Annotated in this window: 18 protein-coding genes; 10 read left to right on the top strand and 8 right to left on the bottom strand. The window is 58.2% G+C overall.

Translation table 11 applies throughout. The features are described from left to right. The first annotated feature begins 120 nt into the window (after positions 1 to 120). Both cpxR and cpxA read left to right on the top strand, forming a co-directional pair. The gene (gene cpxR, locus AC2FAK_RS19570; RefSeq protein ID WP_003862004.1) at positions 121 to 819 is read left to right on the top strand and encodes an envelope stress response regulator transcription factor CpxR; all 699 of its coding nucleotides are present in this window, start codon (positions 121 to 123) and stop codon (positions 817 to 819) included. Further along, positions 816 to 2,189 (top strand): envelope stress sensor histidine kinase CpxA, encoded by a 1,374-nt coding sequence (gene cpxA, locus AC2FAK_RS19575; protein ID WP_047023906.1) that lies wholly within the window; start codon positions 816 to 818, stop codon positions 2,187 to 2,189. The genes cpxR and cpxA overlap by 4 nt, the downstream gene beginning before the upstream one ends. A 118-nt stretch (positions 2,190 to 2,307) precedes the next feature. Here cpxA and yiiM read toward each other — a convergent pair whose 3' ends face one another. Together yiiM and sodA are read right to left on the bottom strand one after the other, a co-directional pair. After that, positions 2,308 to 2,982, bottom strand: a complete 675-nt coding sequence (gene yiiM / locus AC2FAK_RS19580) for a 6-hydroxyaminopurine reductase (RefSeq protein WP_095455568.1) — start codon at positions 2,980 to 2,982, stop codon at positions 2,308 to 2,310. 66 nt (positions 2,983 to 3,048) lie between these two features. Next, positions 3,049 to 3,669, bottom strand: coding sequence for a superoxide dismutase [Mn] (gene sodA, locus AC2FAK_RS19585; protein ID WP_003861999.1), 621 nt, complete (start codon positions 3,667 to 3,669; stop codon positions 3,049 to 3,051). A gap of 288 nt (positions 3,670 to 3,957) precedes the next feature. Between sodA and rhaT the strand changes: the two genes are divergently transcribed. Beyond that, entirely contained in the window at positions 3,958 to 4,992 is a 1,035-nt protein-coding gene (rhaT, locus tag AC2FAK_RS19590) for an L-rhamnose/proton symporter RhaT (RefSeq protein WP_061772737.1), read from the top strand. Here the strand turns inward: rhaT and rhaR are convergent, their stop codons facing one another. Both rhaR and rhaS read right to left on the bottom strand, forming a co-directional pair. Next, positions 4,993 to 5,841, bottom strand: a complete 849-nt coding sequence (gene rhaR, locus AC2FAK_RS19595; protein WP_013099334.1) for an HTH-type transcriptional activator RhaR — start codon at positions 5,839 to 5,841, stop codon at positions 4,993 to 4,995. A gap of 73 nt (positions 5,842 to 5,914) precedes the next feature. Next, on the bottom strand, positions 5,915 to 6,751 hold the full coding sequence (gene rhaS / locus AC2FAK_RS19600; RefSeq protein WP_095455569.1) for an HTH-type transcriptional activator RhaS: 837 nt from the start codon (positions 6,749 to 6,751) through the stop codon (positions 5,915 to 5,917). Between the two features lie 301 nt (positions 6,752 to 7,052). Here rhaS and rhaB point away from each other — a divergent pair, with 301 nt between their 5' ends. From rhaB to rhaM, 5 genes are all read left to right on the top strand, one after another. Further along, positions 7,053 to 8,522 carry a rhamnulokinase gene (gene rhaB / locus AC2FAK_RS19605; RefSeq protein WP_095455571.1) on the top strand — a complete coding sequence of 490 codons (1,470 nt, stop codon included), beginning with the start codon at positions 7,053 to 7,055 and terminating at the stop codon, positions 8,520 to 8,522. Then, positions 8,519 to 9,778: an L-rhamnose isomerase gene (rhaA, locus tag AC2FAK_RS19610; RefSeq protein WP_020686898.1), complete on the top strand. Its 1,260-nt coding sequence runs from the start codon at positions 8,519 to 8,521 to the stop codon at positions 9,776 to 9,778. Before rhaB ends, rhaA begins: the two co-directional genes overlap by 4 nt. 121 nt (positions 9,779 to 9,899) lie before the next feature. Next, complete coding sequence (gene rhaD / locus AC2FAK_RS19615) at positions 9,900 to 10,730, top strand: rhamnulose-1-phosphate aldolase (RefSeq protein WP_023620510.1); 831 nt, start codon at positions 9,900 to 9,902, stop codon at positions 10,728 to 10,730. A gap of 46 nt (positions 10,731 to 10,776) precedes the next feature. Beyond that, positions 10,777 to 11,925, top strand: coding sequence for a lactaldehyde reductase (gene fucO, locus AC2FAK_RS19620; RefSeq protein WP_095455572.1), 1,149 nt, complete (start codon positions 10,777 to 10,779; stop codon positions 11,923 to 11,925). Beyond that, a complete protein-coding gene (gene rhaM / locus AC2FAK_RS19625) occupies positions 11,922 to 12,236 on the top strand; it encodes an L-rhamnose mutarotase (protein WP_013099341.1) in 315 nt (104 codons plus the stop codon). The genes fucO and rhaM overlap by 4 nt, the downstream gene beginning before the upstream one ends. Here the strand turns inward: rhaM and AC2FAK_RS19630 are convergent. From AC2FAK_RS19630 to AC2FAK_RS19645, 4 genes are all read right to left on the bottom strand, one after another. Then, positions 12,224 to 13,501: an MFS transporter gene (locus AC2FAK_RS19630; RefSeq protein ID WP_020686894.1), complete on the bottom strand. Its 1,278-nt coding sequence runs from the start codon at positions 13,499 to 13,501 to the stop codon at positions 12,224 to 12,226. The two genes, rhaM and AC2FAK_RS19630, sit on opposite strands and share 13 nt — an antisense overlap. A gap of 44 nt (positions 13,502 to 13,545) precedes the next feature. After that, positions 13,546 to 15,669: an alpha-galactosidase gene (locus AC2FAK_RS19635; protein WP_095455573.1), complete on the bottom strand. Its 2,124-nt coding sequence runs from the start codon at positions 15,667 to 15,669 to the stop codon at positions 13,546 to 13,548. A gap of 104 nt (positions 15,670 to 15,773) precedes the next feature. After that, positions 15,774 to 16,868, bottom strand: a complete 1,095-nt coding sequence (locus AC2FAK_RS19640; protein ID WP_257625402.1) for a LacI family DNA-binding transcriptional regulator — start codon at positions 16,866 to 16,868, stop codon at positions 15,774 to 15,776. Beyond that, positions 16,787 to 17,335: a helix-turn-helix domain-containing protein gene (locus tag AC2FAK_RS19645; RefSeq protein ID WP_013099345.1), complete on the bottom strand. Its 549-nt coding sequence runs from the start codon at positions 17,333 to 17,335 to the stop codon at positions 16,787 to 16,789. The genes AC2FAK_RS19640 and AC2FAK_RS19645 overlap by 82 nt, the downstream gene beginning before the upstream one ends. A 101-nt stretch (positions 17,336 to 17,436) precedes the next feature. On the opposite strand from AC2FAK_RS19645, the gene AC2FAK_RS19650 reads away from it, so the two are divergent. Beyond that, positions 17,437 to 18,096 (top strand): AzlC family ABC transporter permease, encoded by a 660-nt coding sequence (locus AC2FAK_RS19650; RefSeq protein ID WP_013099346.1) that lies wholly within the window; start codon positions 17,437 to 17,439, stop codon positions 18,094 to 18,096. Further along, a complete protein-coding gene (locus AC2FAK_RS19655) occupies positions 18,096 to 18,419 on the top strand; it encodes an AzlD domain-containing protein (protein ID WP_020686891.1) in 324 nt (107 codons plus the stop codon). Before AC2FAK_RS19650 ends, AC2FAK_RS19655 begins: the two co-directional genes overlap by 1 nt. Positions 18,420 to 18,438 lie beyond the last annotated feature (19 nt).

The raw sequence follows: 18,438 nt of genomic DNA on the forward strand, positions 1-18,438 counted from the left end.
TTCAACGAGAGACAGTCTACGATTCAGGCTGCAAACATGCGTCAGGGGGTGTAAAACAACGTAAAGTCATGGATTAGATAGCCTTGATGTCGTAATTTCTGCCTCGGAGGTATTTAAACAATGAATAAAATCCTGTTAGTTGATGATGACCGAGAGCTCACATCTCTTTTAAAGGAGTTGCTCGACATGGAAGGTTTCAACGTTCTGGTCGCCCATGATGGCGAGCAGGCGCTGAGTCTCCTTGACGACAGCATCGATCTACTTTTGCTCGACGTCATGATGCCGAAGAAAAACGGCATTGATACGCTGAAAGAGCTTCGCCAGACACACCAGACCCCCGTTATCATGCTGACCGCACGCGGCAGCGAACTAGACCGTGTACTCGGCCTTGAGCTGGGTGCGGATGACTATCTACCGAAGCCGTTCAACGACCGCGAACTGGTTGCCCGTATTCGCGCTATCCTGCGTCGTTCCCACTGGAGCGAACAGCAGCAGAATACTGACAACAGTTCACCGACGCTGGAAGTGGACTCCCTGAGCCTCAATCCGGGTCGTCAGGAAGCGAGCTTTGACGGTGAAACGCTGGAGCTGACCGGTACCGAGTTCACGCTGCTGTATCTGCTGGCGCAGCACCTCGGCCAGGTGGTATCGCGTGAACATTTAAGCCAGGAAGTGCTGGGTAAACGCCTCACGCCGTTTGACCGCGCCATCGATATGCATATCTCGAACCTGCGCCGCAAACTGCCGGAGCGTAAAGACGGTCATCCGTGGTTTAAAACCCTGCGTGGTCGCGGCTATCTGATGGTTTCCGCTTCATGATAGGAAGCTTAACCGCCCGCATCTTCGCCATCTTCTGGCTGACGCTGGCACTGGTTTTAATGCTGGTTTTGATGTTGCCAAAACTCGACTCACGCCAGATGACGGAGCTTCTCGACAGCGAGCAACGTCAGGGCGTGATGATCGAGCAGCACGTAGAAGCCGAGCTGGCAAACGATCCGCCAAACGATTTGATGTGGTGGCGCAGGCTGTTTCGCGCTATCGACAAATGGGCACCTCCCGGACAACGCCTGCTGCTGGTGACCAGCGAAGGCCGCGTGATTGGCGCGGATCGCAATGAAATGCAGATCATCCGCAACTTTATTGGCCAGGCGGATAACGCCGATCATCCGCAGAAGAAAAAATATGGTCGGGTTGAGATGGTGGGCCCTTTCTCAGTCAGGGATGGGGAAGATAACTACCAGCTTTATTTGATTCGCCCGGCGAGCAATTCCCAGTCCGATTTTATCAACCTGCTGTTTGACCGTCCGCTTCTGCTGCTGATTGTGACGATGCTGGTCAGTTCCCCGCTGCTGTTATGGCTGGCGTGGAGTCTGGCGAAACCGGCGCGTAAGCTGAAAAACGCCGCCGACGAAGTGGCGCAGGGTAACCTGCGACAGCACCCTGAGCTGGAAGCCGGACCGCAGGAGTTTCTTGCCGCCGGGGCCAGTTTTAACCAGATGATCACCGCTCTTGAACGCATGATGACCACGCAGCAGCGGCTGCTGTCGGATATCTCGCACGAACTGCGTACGCCGCTCACGCGACTCCAGCTGGGCACAGCGCTGCTGCGTCGCCGCAGCGGTGAGAGCAAAGAGCTGGAACGTATCGAAACCGAAGCCCAGCGTCTGGACAGCATGATCAACGATCTGCTGGTGATGTCGCGCAATCAGCAGAAAAACGCGCTGGTGAGCGAAACGGTGAAAGCCAATCAGCTGTGGCATGAAGTGTTAGACAACGCGGCGTTCGAAGCGGAACAGATGGGTAAATCGTTCACCGTCAACTTCCCGCCGGGGCCATGGCCGCTGTACGGTAACCCCAACACGCTGGAGAGCGCGCTGGAGAATATCGTGCGTAACGCCCTGCGCTACTCGCATACGAAGATTGAGGTGGCCTTCTCGGTGGATAAAGACGGTATCACCATCATTGTGGATGACGATGGTCCTGGCGTAAGCCCGGAAGATCGCGAGCAGATTTTCCGTCCGTTCTACCGCACCGACGAGGCGCGGGACCGTGAATCTGGCGGTACCGGGCTGGGTCTGGCGATTGTTGAAACCGCTATGCAGCAGCATCGCGGCTGGGTGAAAGCCGACGACAGTCCGTTGGGCGGGCTGCGGTTAACGCTGTGGCTGCCGTTGTATAAGCGTTCGTAGTTTCCCTCTGGCACTGTATTGTAGGCCCGGTAAGCGCAGCGCCACCGGGCAATAACAGGCGCAGAGGCAAAAATGCCGGGTGGCGGCTTCGCCTTACCCGGCCTACTCTCTACGGGGACTATTTTCCCCACAATCTCCGCGAACTACTCTCGATCTTCCCGCTATTACGCCGCTTCTGCATCGTTCTGGTCCAGCTGGTCGATAACCCCGCCGCCGACAGCAGGCGGTGATACTGCTCGTCGTCGAATGGCATATGCCAGGCAATCGCGCAGGCCTCATACACGGAGACATCGCTCAGGCGCGACGCCAGCTCAAGCGGTGCATCCGCTGATACCTGCCCCGCCAGCACCACCCGGTACAACCAGCCGGTTTTACCCGCGCTCTGCAATCGTGCGGACATGTCGTTAATGCCGAAATGGAAGTTAAGCTTGAAGCATGGCGAGCGCGGTTGCGTTACCTGAATCAGGGCATCACCCCAGCGGAAAATATCACCGATAAAGACGTTCTTCTCCGTCAGCCCTTCGGTGGAGAGATTCTCACCGAACGCGGGGGCGACGAACAGGTCCGCCTGTTCAGGGAATTCGGTTATCCAGTATTGATAATGCTCGCGCGGATAGTGGCACAACGCGCGTTCGGGACCGCCGTGGATTTTCTTCTCGGCCTGCTCGTCGCCCGCAAGCCCGAGCTCGGTTAACGTCAGCTCTCCGTCGACCTGCACTTTGGCGATGGCGCTCGGGCGGCTGCCGTCGTATTCCCTTACCTTGCCTGTAAACACATTCACCGGGTAATGCATCTCTACTCCTTCAGATACAAAAAAAGCGAGTCAACAGACTCGCTTCTCACAGGCGTCAATGCAACCTTATTTTTTCGCGGCGAAACGCGCTGCAGCTTCGTCCCAGTTCACCACATCCCAGAAGGCTTTGATGTAGTCCGGGCGACGGTTCTGGAACTTCAGGTAGTAAGCGTGTTCCCACACGTCCAGACCCAGAATTGGGAAACCAGATGCGCCAGAGATCGCTTCACCCATCAGCGGGGAGTCCTGGTTTGCGGTAGAAACGACCGCCAGTTTGTCACCTTTCAGAACCAGCCACGCCCAGCCGGAGCCGAAACGGGTTGCAGCCGCTTTTTCGAATTCCGCTTTGAAGTTATCAACAGAACCGAAGTCGCGCTCGATAGCCGCTTTCAGGTCGCCCTGCAGGGTGGTACCGGTTTTCAGGCCTTTCCAGAACAGGCTGTGGTTTGCGTGGCCGCCCGCGTTGTTACGCAGTACGGTTTTCTTGTCCGCTGGCAGCTGGTCCAGTTTGGTGATCAGCTCTTCAACAGGCAGGTTAGCGAACTCTGGCAGGCTTTCCAGCGCAGCATTCGCGTTGTTCACATAGGTCTGGTGGTGTTTAGTGTGATGGATTTCCATCGTCTGCTTGTCGAAATGCGGTTCCAGTGCGTCATAGGCATACGGCAGGGATGGCAGTGTATAACTCATAATCCTCTCCATTAGTGTCGGGCGGCACAGCTGTTAATGCCGCGTAAGCAGTTGGTTCATTATAGTTAATTAAATGATATTGAAAATGATTATCAATGCCGTAGTTTTTATAAGGTTATTTGGGTTTTGCCAAATGACAAAATTGTGAGTCTGCTCACCCGGTTAACGTGCTGATTGCCATCCAGAACCAAAGTGCGGCAACCTTCTGAAGGTTCCTGAACCGCCTAATTTTTACACTCATCAAGTCGGGGGGAAGCCACCGGCTATAAAAACGATGAGGACGTAAAAATGAATCATGCGATTACGATGGGTATCTTCTGGCATTTGATAGGCGCAGCCAGTGCAGCCTGTTTCTATGCCCCGTTCAAAAAGGTGAAAGGGTGGTCGTGGGAAACCATGTGGTCGGTTGGCGGTACCGTCTCCTGGCTGATTTTGCCCTGGACCATTAGCGCCATGCTGCTCCCGGATTTCTGGGGCTACTTCACCTCCTTCAGTGCCTCCACCCTGCTGCCGGTGTTTCTGTTCGGTGCGATGTGGGGCATCGGCAACATCAACTATGGCCTGACCATGCGCTACCTCGGGATGTCGATGGGTATCGGCATCGCAATTGGCATTACCCTGATCGTCGGCACGCTGATGACGCCCATTCTTAACGGCAATGTCGATGTGTTGCTCAACACCAAAGGCGGGCAGATGACGCTGTTGGGCGTGCTTGTCGCGGTGATCGGCGTGGGTATCGTCACCCGTGCGGGTCAGCTGAAAGAGCGCAAGATGGGCATAAAAGCCGAGGACTTTAACCTGAAGAAAGGGCTGCTGCTGGCAGTGATGTGTGGCATCTTCTCGGCGGGCATGTCGTTCGCCATGAACGCCGCAAAACCTATGCACGAAGCGGCCGCCGCGCTGGGCGTCGACCCGCTGTACGTGGCGCTGCCAAGCTACGTGGTGATCATGGGCGGCGGCGCGCTGGTAAACCTCGGCTTCTGCTTCATTCGTCTGGCAAAAGTGAAGGAACTGTCGGTAAAAGCCGATTTCTCACTGGCAAAATCCTTAATCCTCACCAATGTGCTGCTGTCGATGCTGGGTGGCCTCATGTGGTATCTGCAGTTCTTTTTCTACGCCTGGGGTCACGCCAGCATTCCACCGCAGTACGACTACATAAGCTGGATGCTGCACATGAGCTTCTACGTACTGTGTGGCGGACTGGTTGGGCTGGTACTGAAGGAGTGGAATAACGCCGGGCGTCGTCCGGTGGGCGTCCTGAGCCTGGGCTGCGTGGTGATCATCATTGCCGCTAACATTGTCGGCCTCGGCATGGCGAACTGATTACGCTGCCTTTCGACTGCGATGACGCCACTGAACCGGCGTCATCCCCACCTCGCGGTTAAACACCACCGAAAAGTAATTACTGTCCTCAAACCCGCAGCGCATCGCCACCTCACTGACCATCAGCTCCGTATGCTGCAACAGATACTGGGCGTGGCAGATGCGCAACTGGCGCAGGTAGTGGTTCACCGTCATCCCCGTCTGGGTGCGGAACTGCTGGCGCAGCGCGCGCTCGCTGCACTGCTCCTGCTCGCAGAATTTTTCCAGCACAAAACTTTTGTTCAGGCTGCCCGCAAGCCGGGCGATCAGCTTGTCCAGCAGCGCTTCCTGAACGGTCGCGGAGGGGTTATCGGTAGCGTAACGATGGCGTTTGAGGGTCATGACCAGCTGGGCGAACAGCAGTTCCGCCATCGGGTTTGCCACCGGATCGTGCTTCTGGCTCTCCTGCTCCAGCTGGGAGATCGTCTGGCGCACCTGTGCCATGCCGCTGCTGCTCAAGCGCCAGTGGGGTTCGCCTCTGGCATTGAGAAAACCGGGGATATGGGCCGCCCAGTCGACGTTCAGTTTGAGCCTGTCCGGGCAGTAGATCACGTTCTGCAACACCAGATCGTTAACCGAGGCGTAGGCGTGTTTGTCTTCGGCGCGAATGTAAAACAGATCGCCACGCGTAATGCGGTAGGGCCTGTCATTGAGGATGTGTAAGCCGTTGCCGCGCCACACCAGCACCAGCTCACAAAATTCGTGGGTATGCTCGGCAAAGACATTTTGCGGGTAGCGGTCGGCCACCGCGACGGCCTGACTCGCGGAGGCAAAAAAATCATCTTTGCGAAGAATTAACTGAGCGGCCACACCACAACCTCTACGGTGAATAACCGGACATTATTAGCCTTTTTGCGGCAATAAAACGGTGATTGCCTTCGCGTTACTGGAGTGAAGCATCCTTCCCCTGACGGATATCGCGCGGCGACCAGCTAAACTCGCGGCGAAAAAGGGTCGAAAAGTGATTACTGTCGCCGAAACCGCAGCGATAGGCGATATCCGTGACGCTTTCATCGGTGTGACGTAAAAGATGACGCGCCTTAATCAGGCGCAGGCGATTGAGGTAGCGCTGGGGCGTCAGCCCGGTGTGTTGCTTGAGCTGACGATGGAGCGTGCGTAACGACAGCGAAAAATCATCCGCCAGCGCTTCCCAGCACACGTCCTCGGCGAAATGGTCCTCCAGCCAGGCCATCAGCTGGTTCAGCCGCGCGTCGTTATTAGCCAGCCCTTCCACCAGAGAGCTGCGACGCAGCAGCACCAGCAGCTGCATAAACAGCAGCTCGCGGGTGGCAATGGCATGGGTCTCCTGCCCGTCCTCGCTCTGCTCCAGTTGATTCACCAGCTGGCGCACCTGCTGCAACGTGGACTGATTCACCCGCCAGTGAGACGGGTAGTGCCCATCCTGCTCCTGAGGCAGGAGCTTGTTCAACCCCGACAGAAACTGGAACGCGTCCGGCGAACGATAGAGCACGTTGGTCAGACACAGATTGTCGGTATGTTCATACAAATGCCTGTCGTGATCGCGCACGAAGCACACCATACCGCCGCTGATGGTGTACGGCTGGCCGTTAAAGACGTGAATGCCTGTCCCATGCTCGACAATCACAATTTCATGAAAATCATGATGATGTTCAGGAAACGCAGCCTGCGGGAGCCGTGGCTCAATCGCGACCGGAGACGTTCCCGACGGGAAAAAATCGACGCTGTGCAGTACGGTCATAACGGCCCCCACCAATGAGAAAAGTTCTCAAAATAGTAATTAAGGCCTTCCACACCCACCTTAAATTTTTGACAGCAAACGTCGCAAAAGCTGTCCATTTTTCAAGAAACAGACGGAAAAATCGGGAAATGCGGTCAACGTCACATTGCCCGAAAACCCCGCCCTGACTGGAAATTGTGAACTCCCTCACGTTCATCTTTGCTTTCTTGCCAGCGCGAGATTCGGGCTGTCAGTGACGAGAAGGTGGTCTTTTCTTCCCTTTTTTACACTCAACACCAATGACTTAAGAAGGGACCTGACCATGACTTTTCGCCATTGTGTGGCTGTCGATTTAGGCGCATCCAGCGGCCGCGTAATGCTCGCCACCTGGGACTGCGGCAAGCGCACACTTACGCTTCGCGAAATGCACCGTTTCGCCAACTGCCTGCAAAAACAGGACGGTTTTGATACCTGGGATATTGATGCCCTGGAAGCGGAGATCCGCACCGGGCTGAACAACGTCTGCAATGACGGCATACGCATCGACAGCATCGGCATTGATACCTGGGGCGTGGACTACGTTTTGCTCGACAGCCACGGCGACCGCGTCGGCCTGCCCGTCTCGTATCGCGACAGCCGCACCGACGGGCTGATGGCACAGGCCATCGCGCAGCTTGGCAAGGACAACATCTATGGCCGCAGCGGCATTCAGTTTCTGCCCTTTAACACGCTGTATCAGCTGCGCGCGCTGGTTGAGCAGCAGCCGGAGCTGGTCAAAAAGGTGGCGCATGCGCTGCTGATCCCGGACTACTTAAGCTACCGGCTGACCGGCAACATGAACTGGGAATACACCAACGCCACCACCACGCAGCTGGTCAACATCAACACCGACAGCTGGGATGAAACCCTGCTGGCCTGGACCGGCGCTTCGCCTTCCTGGTTCGGCACGCCGACCCATCCGGGTAACGTAATCGGTTACTGGATTTGCCCGCAGGGGAATGAAATCCCGGTGGTCGCCGTCGCCAGTCACGACACCGCCAGCGCGGTGATTGCATCTCCGTTGGCCGGTAAAAACGCGGCCTATCTCTCTTCCGGCACCTGGTCGCTGATGGGCTTTGAGAGCAAAACGCCGTACACCAGCGACGCCGCGATGGCAGCAAACATCACTAACGAAGGCGGTGCCGAAGGCCGCTACCGCGTGCTGAAGAACATCATGGGGCTCTGGCTGCTCCAGAGGATGCTGAAAGAGCAGCACATTGCCGACCTGCCTGCGCTTATCGCAGAGACCGAAAAGCTGAAGGCCTGTACGTTCCTGATCAACCCGAACGACGACCGCTTTATTAACCCGGTGCATATGAGCGCCGAAATCCAGGCCGCCTGTTTCGAAGCCGGTCAGCCGGTGCCTTCCCGTCCTGCCGAGCTGGCGCGCTGCATTTTTGACAGCCTGGCCCTGCTCTACGCGGATGTTCTGAGCGAGCTGGCGAGCCTTCGCGGCAAACCGTTCAGCCAGCTGCATATCGTGGGCGGCGGCTGCCAGAACCATCTGCTGAACCAGCTCTGCGCCGATGCCTGCGGCATCACCGTGGTGGCGGGTCCGGTGGAGGCCTCAACGCTCGGCAACATCGGTATTCAACTGATGACTCTGGACGAACTTTCAGACGTCGACGAATTCCGTTCGGTGGTCACCGCGAATACCCGCCTGACCACCTTCACCCCTAATCCCTGCCATGAAATTGCCCGCTACCGGGCGCAGTTTCAGCAAAAACGACTGACTAAGGAGCTTTGCGCATGACCACTCAACTTGAACAAGCCTGGGACCTGGCTAAACAGCGTTTCGCCGCCGTCGGCGTGGATGTCGACGCGGCGCTGCGCCAGCTCGACCGTCTGCCTGTCTCCATGCACTGCTGGCAGGGCGATGACGTCGCCGGCTTCGAGAACCCGGGCGGTTCTCTGACGGGTGGCATTCAGGCGACGGGTAACTACCCGGGCAAAGCGCGCAACGCCACCGAACTGCGTGCGGATCTGGAACTGGCGCTGAGCCTGATCCCGGGGCCAAAACGCCTGAACCTGCACGCGATCTATCTGGAGTCCGACGAGCCGGTGGCGCGTAACGCAATCAAACCGGAGCACTTTAAAAACTGGGTGGAATGGGCCAAAGCCAACAAACTGGGTCTGGATTTTAACCCGTCCTGCTTCTCGCACCCGCTGAGTGCGGACGGGTTTACCCTTGCGCATGCCAACGACGACATCCGTCAGTTCTGGATCGACCACGTTAAAGCCTGCCGGCGCGTCTCGGCCTGGTTTGGCGAGCAGCTTGGCACGCCGTCGGTGATGAACATCTGGATCCCGGACGGCATGAAAGACATCACCGTCGACCGTCTCGCCCCGCGTCAGCGCCTGCTGGCCGCGCTGGATGAGGCCATCAGCGAAAAACTCAACCCGGCGCACCACATCGACGCGGTGGAGAGCAAGCTGTTCGGCATTGGCGCGGAGAGCTACACCGTCGGCTCGAACGAGTTCTACATGGGTTACGCCACCAGCCGCCAGACCGCGTTGTGCCTGGACGCCGGTCACTTCCACCCCACAGAAGTGATCTCCGACAAAATCTCCGCCGCCATGCTCTTCGTGCCGCGCCTGCTGCTGCACGTCAGCCGTCCGGTGCGCTGGGACAGCGACCACGTGGTGCTGCTGGATGACGAAACCCAGGCGATTGCCAGCGAAATCATCCGTCATGACCTGTTTGACCGCGTGCACATTGGCCTCGACTTCTTCGATGCCTCTATCAACCGCATCGCGGCATGGGTGATCGGCACCCGCAATATGAAAAAAGCCCTGCTGCGCGCGCTGCTGGAGCCAACCGCAGCGCTGAAACAGCTGGAAGCAAACGGTGACTACACCGCGCGCCTGGCGCTACTGGAAGAGCAGAAATCCCTGCCGTGGCAGGCCGTGTGGGAGATGTACTGCCAGCGTAACGACACGCCGGCAGGCAGCCAGTGGCTGGAAAACGTGCGGGCGTATGAGAAAGACGTATTGAGTCAGCGCGGGTAACTGCCCCCTCCCCCCTGCCCTCTCCCCAAAGGGGAGAGGGAGCAAACCATCCCCTCTCCCCTTTGGGGAGAGGGTTAGGGTGAGGGATTCAACCTCACCGCGATAACTGGAAAAGAAAACTATGCAGACCATCACCACCTCCTGGTTCGTCCAGGGCATGATCAAAGCCACCTCCGATGCCTGGCTGAAGGGCTGGGACGAGCGTAACGGCGGCAACCTGACGCTGCGCCTGGACGACGCAGATATCGAACCCTACACCGCCGATTTCCACCAGAAGCCGCGCTATATTGCCCTGAGCCAGCCCATGCCGCTGCTCGCCAATACGCCGTTTATCGTCACCGGTTCCGGCAAGTTCTTTCGCAACGTCCAGCTCGATCCAGAGGCCAACCTTGGCGTGGTGAAAGTGGACAGCGACGGCGCGGGCTACCACATCCTGTGGGGCCTGACCGATGAGGCGGTACCCACATCTGAACTGCCGGCGCACTTCCTCTCCCACTGCGAGCGCATCAGGGCGACTGACGGCAAAGACCGCGTGATCATGCACTGCCACGCCACCAACCTGATCGCCCTGACCTACGTGCTGGAAAACAGCTCTGACTTCATCACCCGCAAGCTGTGGGAAGGCAGCACCGAGTGTCTGGTGGTCTTCCCGGACGGGGTCGGCATTCTGCCGTGGATGGTACCGGGCACCGACGAAATCGGCCAGGCGACCGCCAGAGATATGCAAAAACATTCGCTGGTGCTGTGGCCGTTCCACGGCGTCTTCGGCAGCGGCCCTACGCTTGATGAAACCTTCGGCCTGATCGACACCGCCGAGAAATCCGCTGAAGTGCTGGTAAAGGTTTATTCCATGGGCGGTATGAAGCAAACCATTACCCGCGAAGAACTTATTGCGCTCGGCAAGCGCTTCGGCGTAACCCCGCTCCGTTCAGCGCTGGAAATATATGCATAAACCCTCGCTGACCGGACGGTCCGGGCGATAGTTAAGGAGAATTATCATGAGCTTTATGTTGGCACTGCCAAAAATCAGCCTGCACGGCGCGGGCGCTATTGGCGACATGGTCAGGCTGGTGGCGAACAAACGGTGGGGCAAAGCGCTGATTGTCACTGACGGCCAGCTGGTGAAGCTGGGCCTGCTGGACAGTCTGTTTACCGCGCTGGATGCGCACCAGATGTCATATCAGCTGTTTGACGCGGTCTTTCCCAACCCGACGGAGGCGCTGGTGCAAAAAGGCTATGCAGCATACCGGGACGCGGAATGTGATTATCTTATCGCCTTTGGTGGCGGCAGCCCGATTGATACCGCCAAAGCGATTAAAATCCTCACCGCCAATCCGGGTCCGTCCACCGATTATTCCGGCGTCGGCAAGGTGAAAAACCCGGGCGTGCCGCTGGTGGCGATCAACACCACCGCAGGCACGGCGGCGGAGATGACCAGCAACGCGGTGATTATTGACTCCGCGCGTCAGGTGAAAGAGGTGATCATCGACCCGAACATCATTCCGGATATCGCCGTGGATGATGCCAGCGTGATGCTGGATATTCCTGCGTCCGTCACTGCCGCAACGGGAATGGATGCGTTAACGCACGCCATTGAAGCCTACGTGTCCGTTGGCGCGCACCCGCTGACCGATGCCAACGCGCTGGAAGCAATTCGCCTGATTAACCTCTGGCTGCCCAAAGCGGTCGACGACGGTCATAACCTGGAAGCACGCGAGCAGATGGCGTTTGGTCAGTATCTGGCGGGCATGGCGTTTAACAGTGCTGGCCTCGGCCTCGTGCATGCCCTGGCGCACCAGCCGGGCGCGACGCACAATCTGCCGCACGGCGTGTGTAACGCCATCCTGCTGCCGATCGTTGAAAACTTTAACCGCCCGAACGCCGTAGCACGGTTTGCTCGCGTGGCGCAGGCGATGGGCGTCGACACGCGCGGCATGAGCGACGAAGCGGCCAGTCTGTCAGCGATTCAGGCGATTCGCGACCTGAGCGCCCGCGTCGGCATTCCGTCCGGCTTCAGCCAGCTTGGTGTCACCAAAGCCGATATCGAAGGCTGGCTGGATAAAGCCCTCGCCGACCCGTGCGCGCCATGCAACCCGCGCACCGCCAGCCGCGACGAGGTGCGCGAGCTGTATCTGGAGGCATTATGATCCGCAAAGCCTTTGTCATGCAGGTAAACCCGGATGCGCACGAGGAGTACGCGCGTCGCCACAACCCCATCTGGCCCGAACTGGAAGCGGTGCTGAAGGACCACGGCGCGCACCACTACGCCATTTATCTCGACCGGGAACGTAACCTGCTGTTTGCCACCGTAGAGATTGAATCGGAGGAGCGCTGGAACGCGGTCGCGAATACCGACGTCTGCCAGCGCTGGTGGAAACACATGCGTGATGTAATGCCGTCGAACCCGGACAACAGCCCGGTGAGTACCGGGCTGGAAGAGGTGTTTTATCTGGACTGACTGGTTAACGCTGCCGCGCCCGCGGCAGCGGCTATCTCCTGCCTGCTGCTCAGCGTAAACGCCGACACCATCGTAATCGCCAGCACGAAGCAGCCCAGCATCAGATACGTCTCCTGGAAGCCGATCCGGTCATACATATTTCCGGCAAAGGCGGAGAGGAAAATGGCCGCTGATTGTTTGGCAAACTGAAAGCCAATCAGATAGATAGTGGCCGAGAGTCGCGTATCAAACACGCCGGTGATGTACTTGAATGCCCCCACCAGCAGGAACGGGACTTCCAGCGCGTGCAGCATTTTCAGGGCGATGACCTCCACGGCGGTGGTGGCAAACGACGAGCCGATGATGCGAGTCGCCATAATCAACCCGGCGATCAGCAGCGTATTTTTCGCGCCAATACGGTTAATGATCCACGGCGAGCAGAACATAATGATGGCGTTACAGATCTCCCCCGCCGTCGTCGCGAAACCAAAGGCGCGAGTGCCCTCCTGCGGCGTGGCGAAGAAGGTTTTGAAGAAGGTGGCGAACTGCTGATCAAAAACGTCATAGACGCAGGCCACGCCAATCACGTACAGAATAAACATCCACATTCTGCGCTGACGGAACAGGTTAAAGACCGTTTTCGCGGTGATCTGCGGCTGGTTGGCCCCCAGGGCATTCATCACCTGTGCCGTCTGATTGGGCTTCGGCTTTGCGACCACCAGCAGCAGCATCAGCAACAGCGCCGCCGCCGAGCCCATCCAGAAAACATACGACGGATCGATGCCAAACAGGATGCCCCCCGTTGAGGCGCACAGCCCCCAGCCAAGGCAGCCGAACATGCGCGCCTTGCCGTATTCAAAGGCGCTGTTGCGGCTCACGCGTTCGATATAGGCCTCAATCGCCCCGGACCCGGCCGAGAAAACAAAGCCGATATACAGCCCGCCGCTCAGTGCGCCCAGCCAGATGTTGGTTTTCAGCAGCGGCGCGAATACGTACAGGAAGAAAGGCGCGAACAGAAACAGCAATACAGAGATAATCCACAGCAGATGCTTTTTCAGCCCCAGCTTGTCCGAAATCACCCCCAGCACCGGCTGGAAGGCGATAGCCGACAGCGAAATGCAGGAGAAAACAATGCCGGTATGGGTTTTGTTCAGGCCGATGATGTCCGACAGCCAGATAGGCAGGAACGGAAAGCAGGTGGCCATGATGAAGAAGTAGAGAAAGAAGAACAGCCCGAAGATCCAGAAGTTAGGGTTGTCTTTGTGGGTACAGGTTGTTGTGTTCATTATTTTTATCCTCAACGGAGGGCCAGTTTCCCGGCCCGTCACCCTTACACGCGTTCCACACCAATCAGAATGGCGGTTTCCGGATCGAGAATCGGCAGCGCAATACCCGCCTGCATCAGCCACTCACCGTTCACCGTTTGCGGTGTCTCCATCCATGCCGGCAGCTTGCGCATGGTGTGCCCGCCCTCTCCCGTAATCTGAATATTCGGGTGATCGAGCAGCGAGATACGGTACTGCGCGCTGGCCTCCAGCCCCGGCATGCGCAGCGGCATCATCAGGGTATAATCCGGCATCGCGAGCTGGCTGACGATAAACAGTCCCTGCGACTTGTCTTCGCTCACGATCCCCTGCGCCAGCGTGGTGGCGTCCGGCATATCCACGCGCCACTGGGTGCCGTGGTGGATCACCTCGCGCCACTGCTTGTGCAGCGCAGCGTAATGGCGATAGCCTTCGCGCTCTTTCTCATCGACGGTGAGCGGATCCAGCTCCAGCCCCATATGGCCAAACAGCGCCGTCAGGCCGCGGAAGGCAATGCTGTGCTGGCGGAACGTCGCGTGGCATTTATGATGACCGATATGCGCGCCCATCACCTCCGGCGGGAAAAAGTAGCTCATGCCGCGCTGAATAGCGTTGCGCTCCAGCGCGTCGTTGTTGTCGGACGCCCAGAAGCGATGGCAGCGGGTCAGCACCTCGTAATCGATTCGTCCGCCACCTGAGGAGCAGGATTCAAATTCAATATGCGGGAAACGCTCGCCCAGCACATCTAAAAGTCGATAAAACTGGCGGGTCTGCGCGTCGGCGGCGGCTCTGCCGTTATGGCCAGGCTGCACCAGCTCGCGGTTCATATCCCATTTCACATAATCAACCGCATGCTCACCCAGCAGCCAGCTCATGCGCTCCACCAGGTAATCAAACGCTTGCGGAATGTTCAGGTTGAGCACCAGCTGGTGTCGTCCGGTCGCCTGCGCGTATCCCGGCAGCGCCAGAACCCAGTCAGGATGCGCGCGGTAGAGATCGGAATCCGGGTTGATCATCTCCGGTTCAATCCAGATGCCGAACTCCATCCCGAGGTTTTTGACATGGTCGATCACTGGCCGCAGGCCGTTCGGGTATTTTTTCTCATCCAGATACCAGTCGCCCAGCGCAGCATGGTCGTCATTGCGCCCTTTAAACCAGCCGTCGTCGATGATAAAGCGTTCCACACCCAGCGCGGCCGCCTCGTCAGCCATACGCATGATGTAGTTCGGATCATGGTTGAAGTAGATCCCCTCCCAGGTGTTGAGGTGGACCGGACGCGGTTTGTTTTCCGGGAAACGGATGATGTTGTCGCGCAGGTAGCGGTGAAACTGCTGGCTCATGCCGTTGAGCCCGTGCGCGGAGTAGCTCGCATAAAGGCGTGGCGTCCAGAGCGTTTGTCCCTCTTCCAGCGTCATCTCCCCTGGCAGGTAGAGCGCTTCCGCTTGCAGATAGCGACGGCCATCGGTTTTGGCTTCAGCGCGAAGGCGATGGTTGCCGCTCCAGCCCAGATGCACACCCCAGACATCGCCGTGCATTTCGCTGAACGACGGCGTGCCTGAAATGAGCGCCGGGAAGTGTTCGTGAGACGTTCTACCCCGGCGGTTCTCAATCACAAAGCTGTCATGCTCCAGCATGACGCGGTGCGGCTGGAATTCACGGATCCAGCGGCCATGAAACGCCATCACCTCCCGGGCGCGCTCCGCCACGGGCAGCGTGACGGCAAAACGGTCCACCTGCCACGCCTGCGATTTCAGGTTGGTTACGCCGTGCCGCACGACCAGCACGCCGCTGGCGTCCAGCGCCAGCTCGCTGGTCAGGCGCAGGCCCGCGTGTTCATCTTCTGCCGTTATCGTCAGGGTTTGTCCCTGCTGCTGCACGTCCGTGGTGCTGAAAACCGGGGAACCATCCAGCCCCTGCCGGTGCCCCTCAATGCCGGGTGAACCAAACAGGCCGTGTCCAGGTTCAGCCATCAGCGTAACCGGGGAATCCACGTCGAGCCTGCCGTTAGCCACCGGGCGTTCGAGCGTAGAGGCATCCTGCGGCGAAAAGTGCTGAAGGTGCGGCCCCCAGTAGAGAATTTCGGCAAACGGGTGCGTTTTTATCACCACGTCCACCGTGTTGCTTACGAGTCGAAAAACGTAATCTTGCATCAGACATCTCCAGTCATCGGGATGTCTTGAGTGTTGATCCGAAACGTTTCGGATACAAACCAAAACGTTTCGGATCTGTGATCGGGTTTGGAATTTTGTGTGGTTTACGCCGTCTGGCCTGGGGAGAATTCCGGCTGCCAGAGCACCTGAAGAGTGTCGATGTCGTCGCCATTAATCAACTGGCGCACCATATCGGCAATCTGCTTCCCGACGCCCTGACGGGTAGACTGGATCACCGCCGCCACGTCGATATCGACGATGCTGTCCTGGGGCAAACCGTCGTAGACCACCAGCGATACGGCATTCTCGCCGGTTAGACGGCCAAGCTGTGCCAGCGCCATTGCCGCGCCGTCGCCGTGGGTGTTGCAGTCGGTGATGATGGCCGTGGGGGGTTGCGGCAGAGAGAGCAGCTCTTTTGTTGTGGCGTAGCCGACCCGGCGGGAGGGCGGCATGGCGCGCAGCCACTCGCTGGACAGCCCGGCTTCACGCAGCGCATCCAGATACCCCTGGCGACGCTGGGTGATGAACGCCTGGTTGTTACTTTCGCCGAGCAAAGCAATGCGCTGATGGCCTTTTTCGATCAGCCAGCGGGTGGCCTGATACGTACCGGCGTAGTTGTCGAAATCAAACCATGCATAGGGCTGCGGCAGCTGACTGCGTCCGAGAGCCAGAAAGGGGAACCCGGCAGCCTGAAGCTGCTCCAGGCGCGGATCGTGATCCAGCGTGTGCGCCACAATCAGCGCATCCACGCGACGGCTTTGCACCATGCGCATATAGCTGTGTTTATCGGCCAGATCGTCATCGGCAATCAGCAGGAGATCGATTTCATGTCGCGCCAGTTCGTGGCTAATTTCGCCGACCATGTCCATAAATACGCTGTTATTGAGCGGAACAGGATGTACCGGAAAAACCAGCCCCACCGCGTCGATCTTGCCCATCTTCAGACGACGGGCAAAGGTATTAGGACGATAGCCGCGTCGCTGGGCTTCCGCTTCCACGCGGGCGCGCGTCTCGCTGGAGACGTCGTCATATCCGTTGAGGGCACGACTGACGGTGGTAACCGAAAGCCCCAGTTCTTTGGCGATAGCTTTAAGCGACATGCGTTTCCGTTTCCTGGTTAATTTTGTTCCGCCACCAGTAGCGCGTAGGTGTCTGGCTCCAGGGCCTTGAAGATATGCGGCTCGTCGGCGGGATAGCAAATGTAATCCCCTGCCTCCAGCACCTCCGCGGCATCAAGCAGACCGACCAGTGCCCGGCCCTGGGTCACAATAATATGTTCAACTGACCCCGGTGAATGGGGCTGGGAAATACGATCGGCACCTGGCTGGGTGATGAGCAGGTAGACATCGCGCCGTGCGCCCGGGGGGCATGCCGCCAGCAGAATGGCTTCGTAATTGGCCTGCCCGGCGACCACTTTTGTGCCTTCACCGCGGCGGATCACCTGCGTGGTCGGCTGCTGCGGCTCCAGCAACCGTGCAAAGGGAATATCCAGCGCCACACATAGCGACCACAGCGTCTCAAGGCTGGGATTGCCATTGCCGGACTCCAGCTGCGAAAGTGTGGATTTGGCGATACCGGCACGGCGGGCAATTTCCGCCAGTGAAAGTCCGGTTCGCAGGCGTTCTCGCACCAGACTTTTGGCGATCACGCTGATTGGCTGCGTCATAAACGGCCTCTTGTTCTATAAATCGAACGATTCGTTCATCTTGTAAACCGAATCTGATCCGTTCATTATAATGGATACACGTTCGATATGGCTAAAATTGTATGAAACGTTCTCTCTCTTGCCTGAAAGGCGACACCATCAAAGCAATTATCCTCGTTTGCCTCGCCGTTGGCGTGGTGGGGATGTCATACGGCTCGCTGGCGATGGCCTACGGTTTCCCGCTATGGGTACCGTTTGTACTGTCTATTACCGTGCTGGCGGGGGCCTCGGAGTTTATGTTTATCGGTATCGTGGCGAGCGGGGGTAACCCACTGGCGGCGGCCGCGGCCGGGCTGCTGGTGAACGCCCGCCATGTGCCGTTTGGCGTTACGGTGCGCGAGCTGGTGGGTAAACGCGGTTTAAGTTTTTTGGGCTGCCACATCATGAACGACGAAAGCGTGGTGTTTGGGCTGTCGCAAAAAACCCCGGAGCAGCGCAAAACGGCCTACTGGCTGTGCGGCCTGGGCGTTGCCATTCTCTGGCCGCTGGGTACCCTGCTGGGTGCCATGGTCGGAAAACTGTTGCCGGCCCCGGAAACCATCGGGCTGGACGCGGTATTTCCGGCCATTTTGCTGGCCTTAGTGGTTCCGGCGTTTAAAAACCGCACCACGCTTATCCGCGCCTGCAGCGGCGCCGCCCTGTCGCTGGCCGCCGTACCGTTCGCTCCGGTGGGCTTACCGGTACTGCTCTCTTTACTCGGTCTCGCCGCGAGGAAAAAATAATGGAAAACATGACCCTCTTTATCCTCGGTATCGCCATTCTGTCAGCAGGGACCTATCTGATGCGTCTTGGCGGGGCGAAACTGGGTAGCCGACTGGCGCTGTCCGAGCGATCTCAGGCGCTGCTGTCGGATGCGGCAACGGTGTTGCTGTTTTCCGTGGCGCTGGCGACCACCTTCTATGAAGGGGAACATTTCGCCGGGATGGCGCGGGTGCTGGGCGTGGCGTTTGCGGTGTTTCTGGCCTGGCGAAAAATGCCGTTAATTGTGGTGATCGTGGCGGCGGCGGTCGTTACGGCGCTGCTGCGTCTGGCGGGCATGGCATAAAAAAGCCCGACAGCACGCG

The organism is Enterobacter cloacae complex sp. 394F7 (assembly GCF_057320385.1).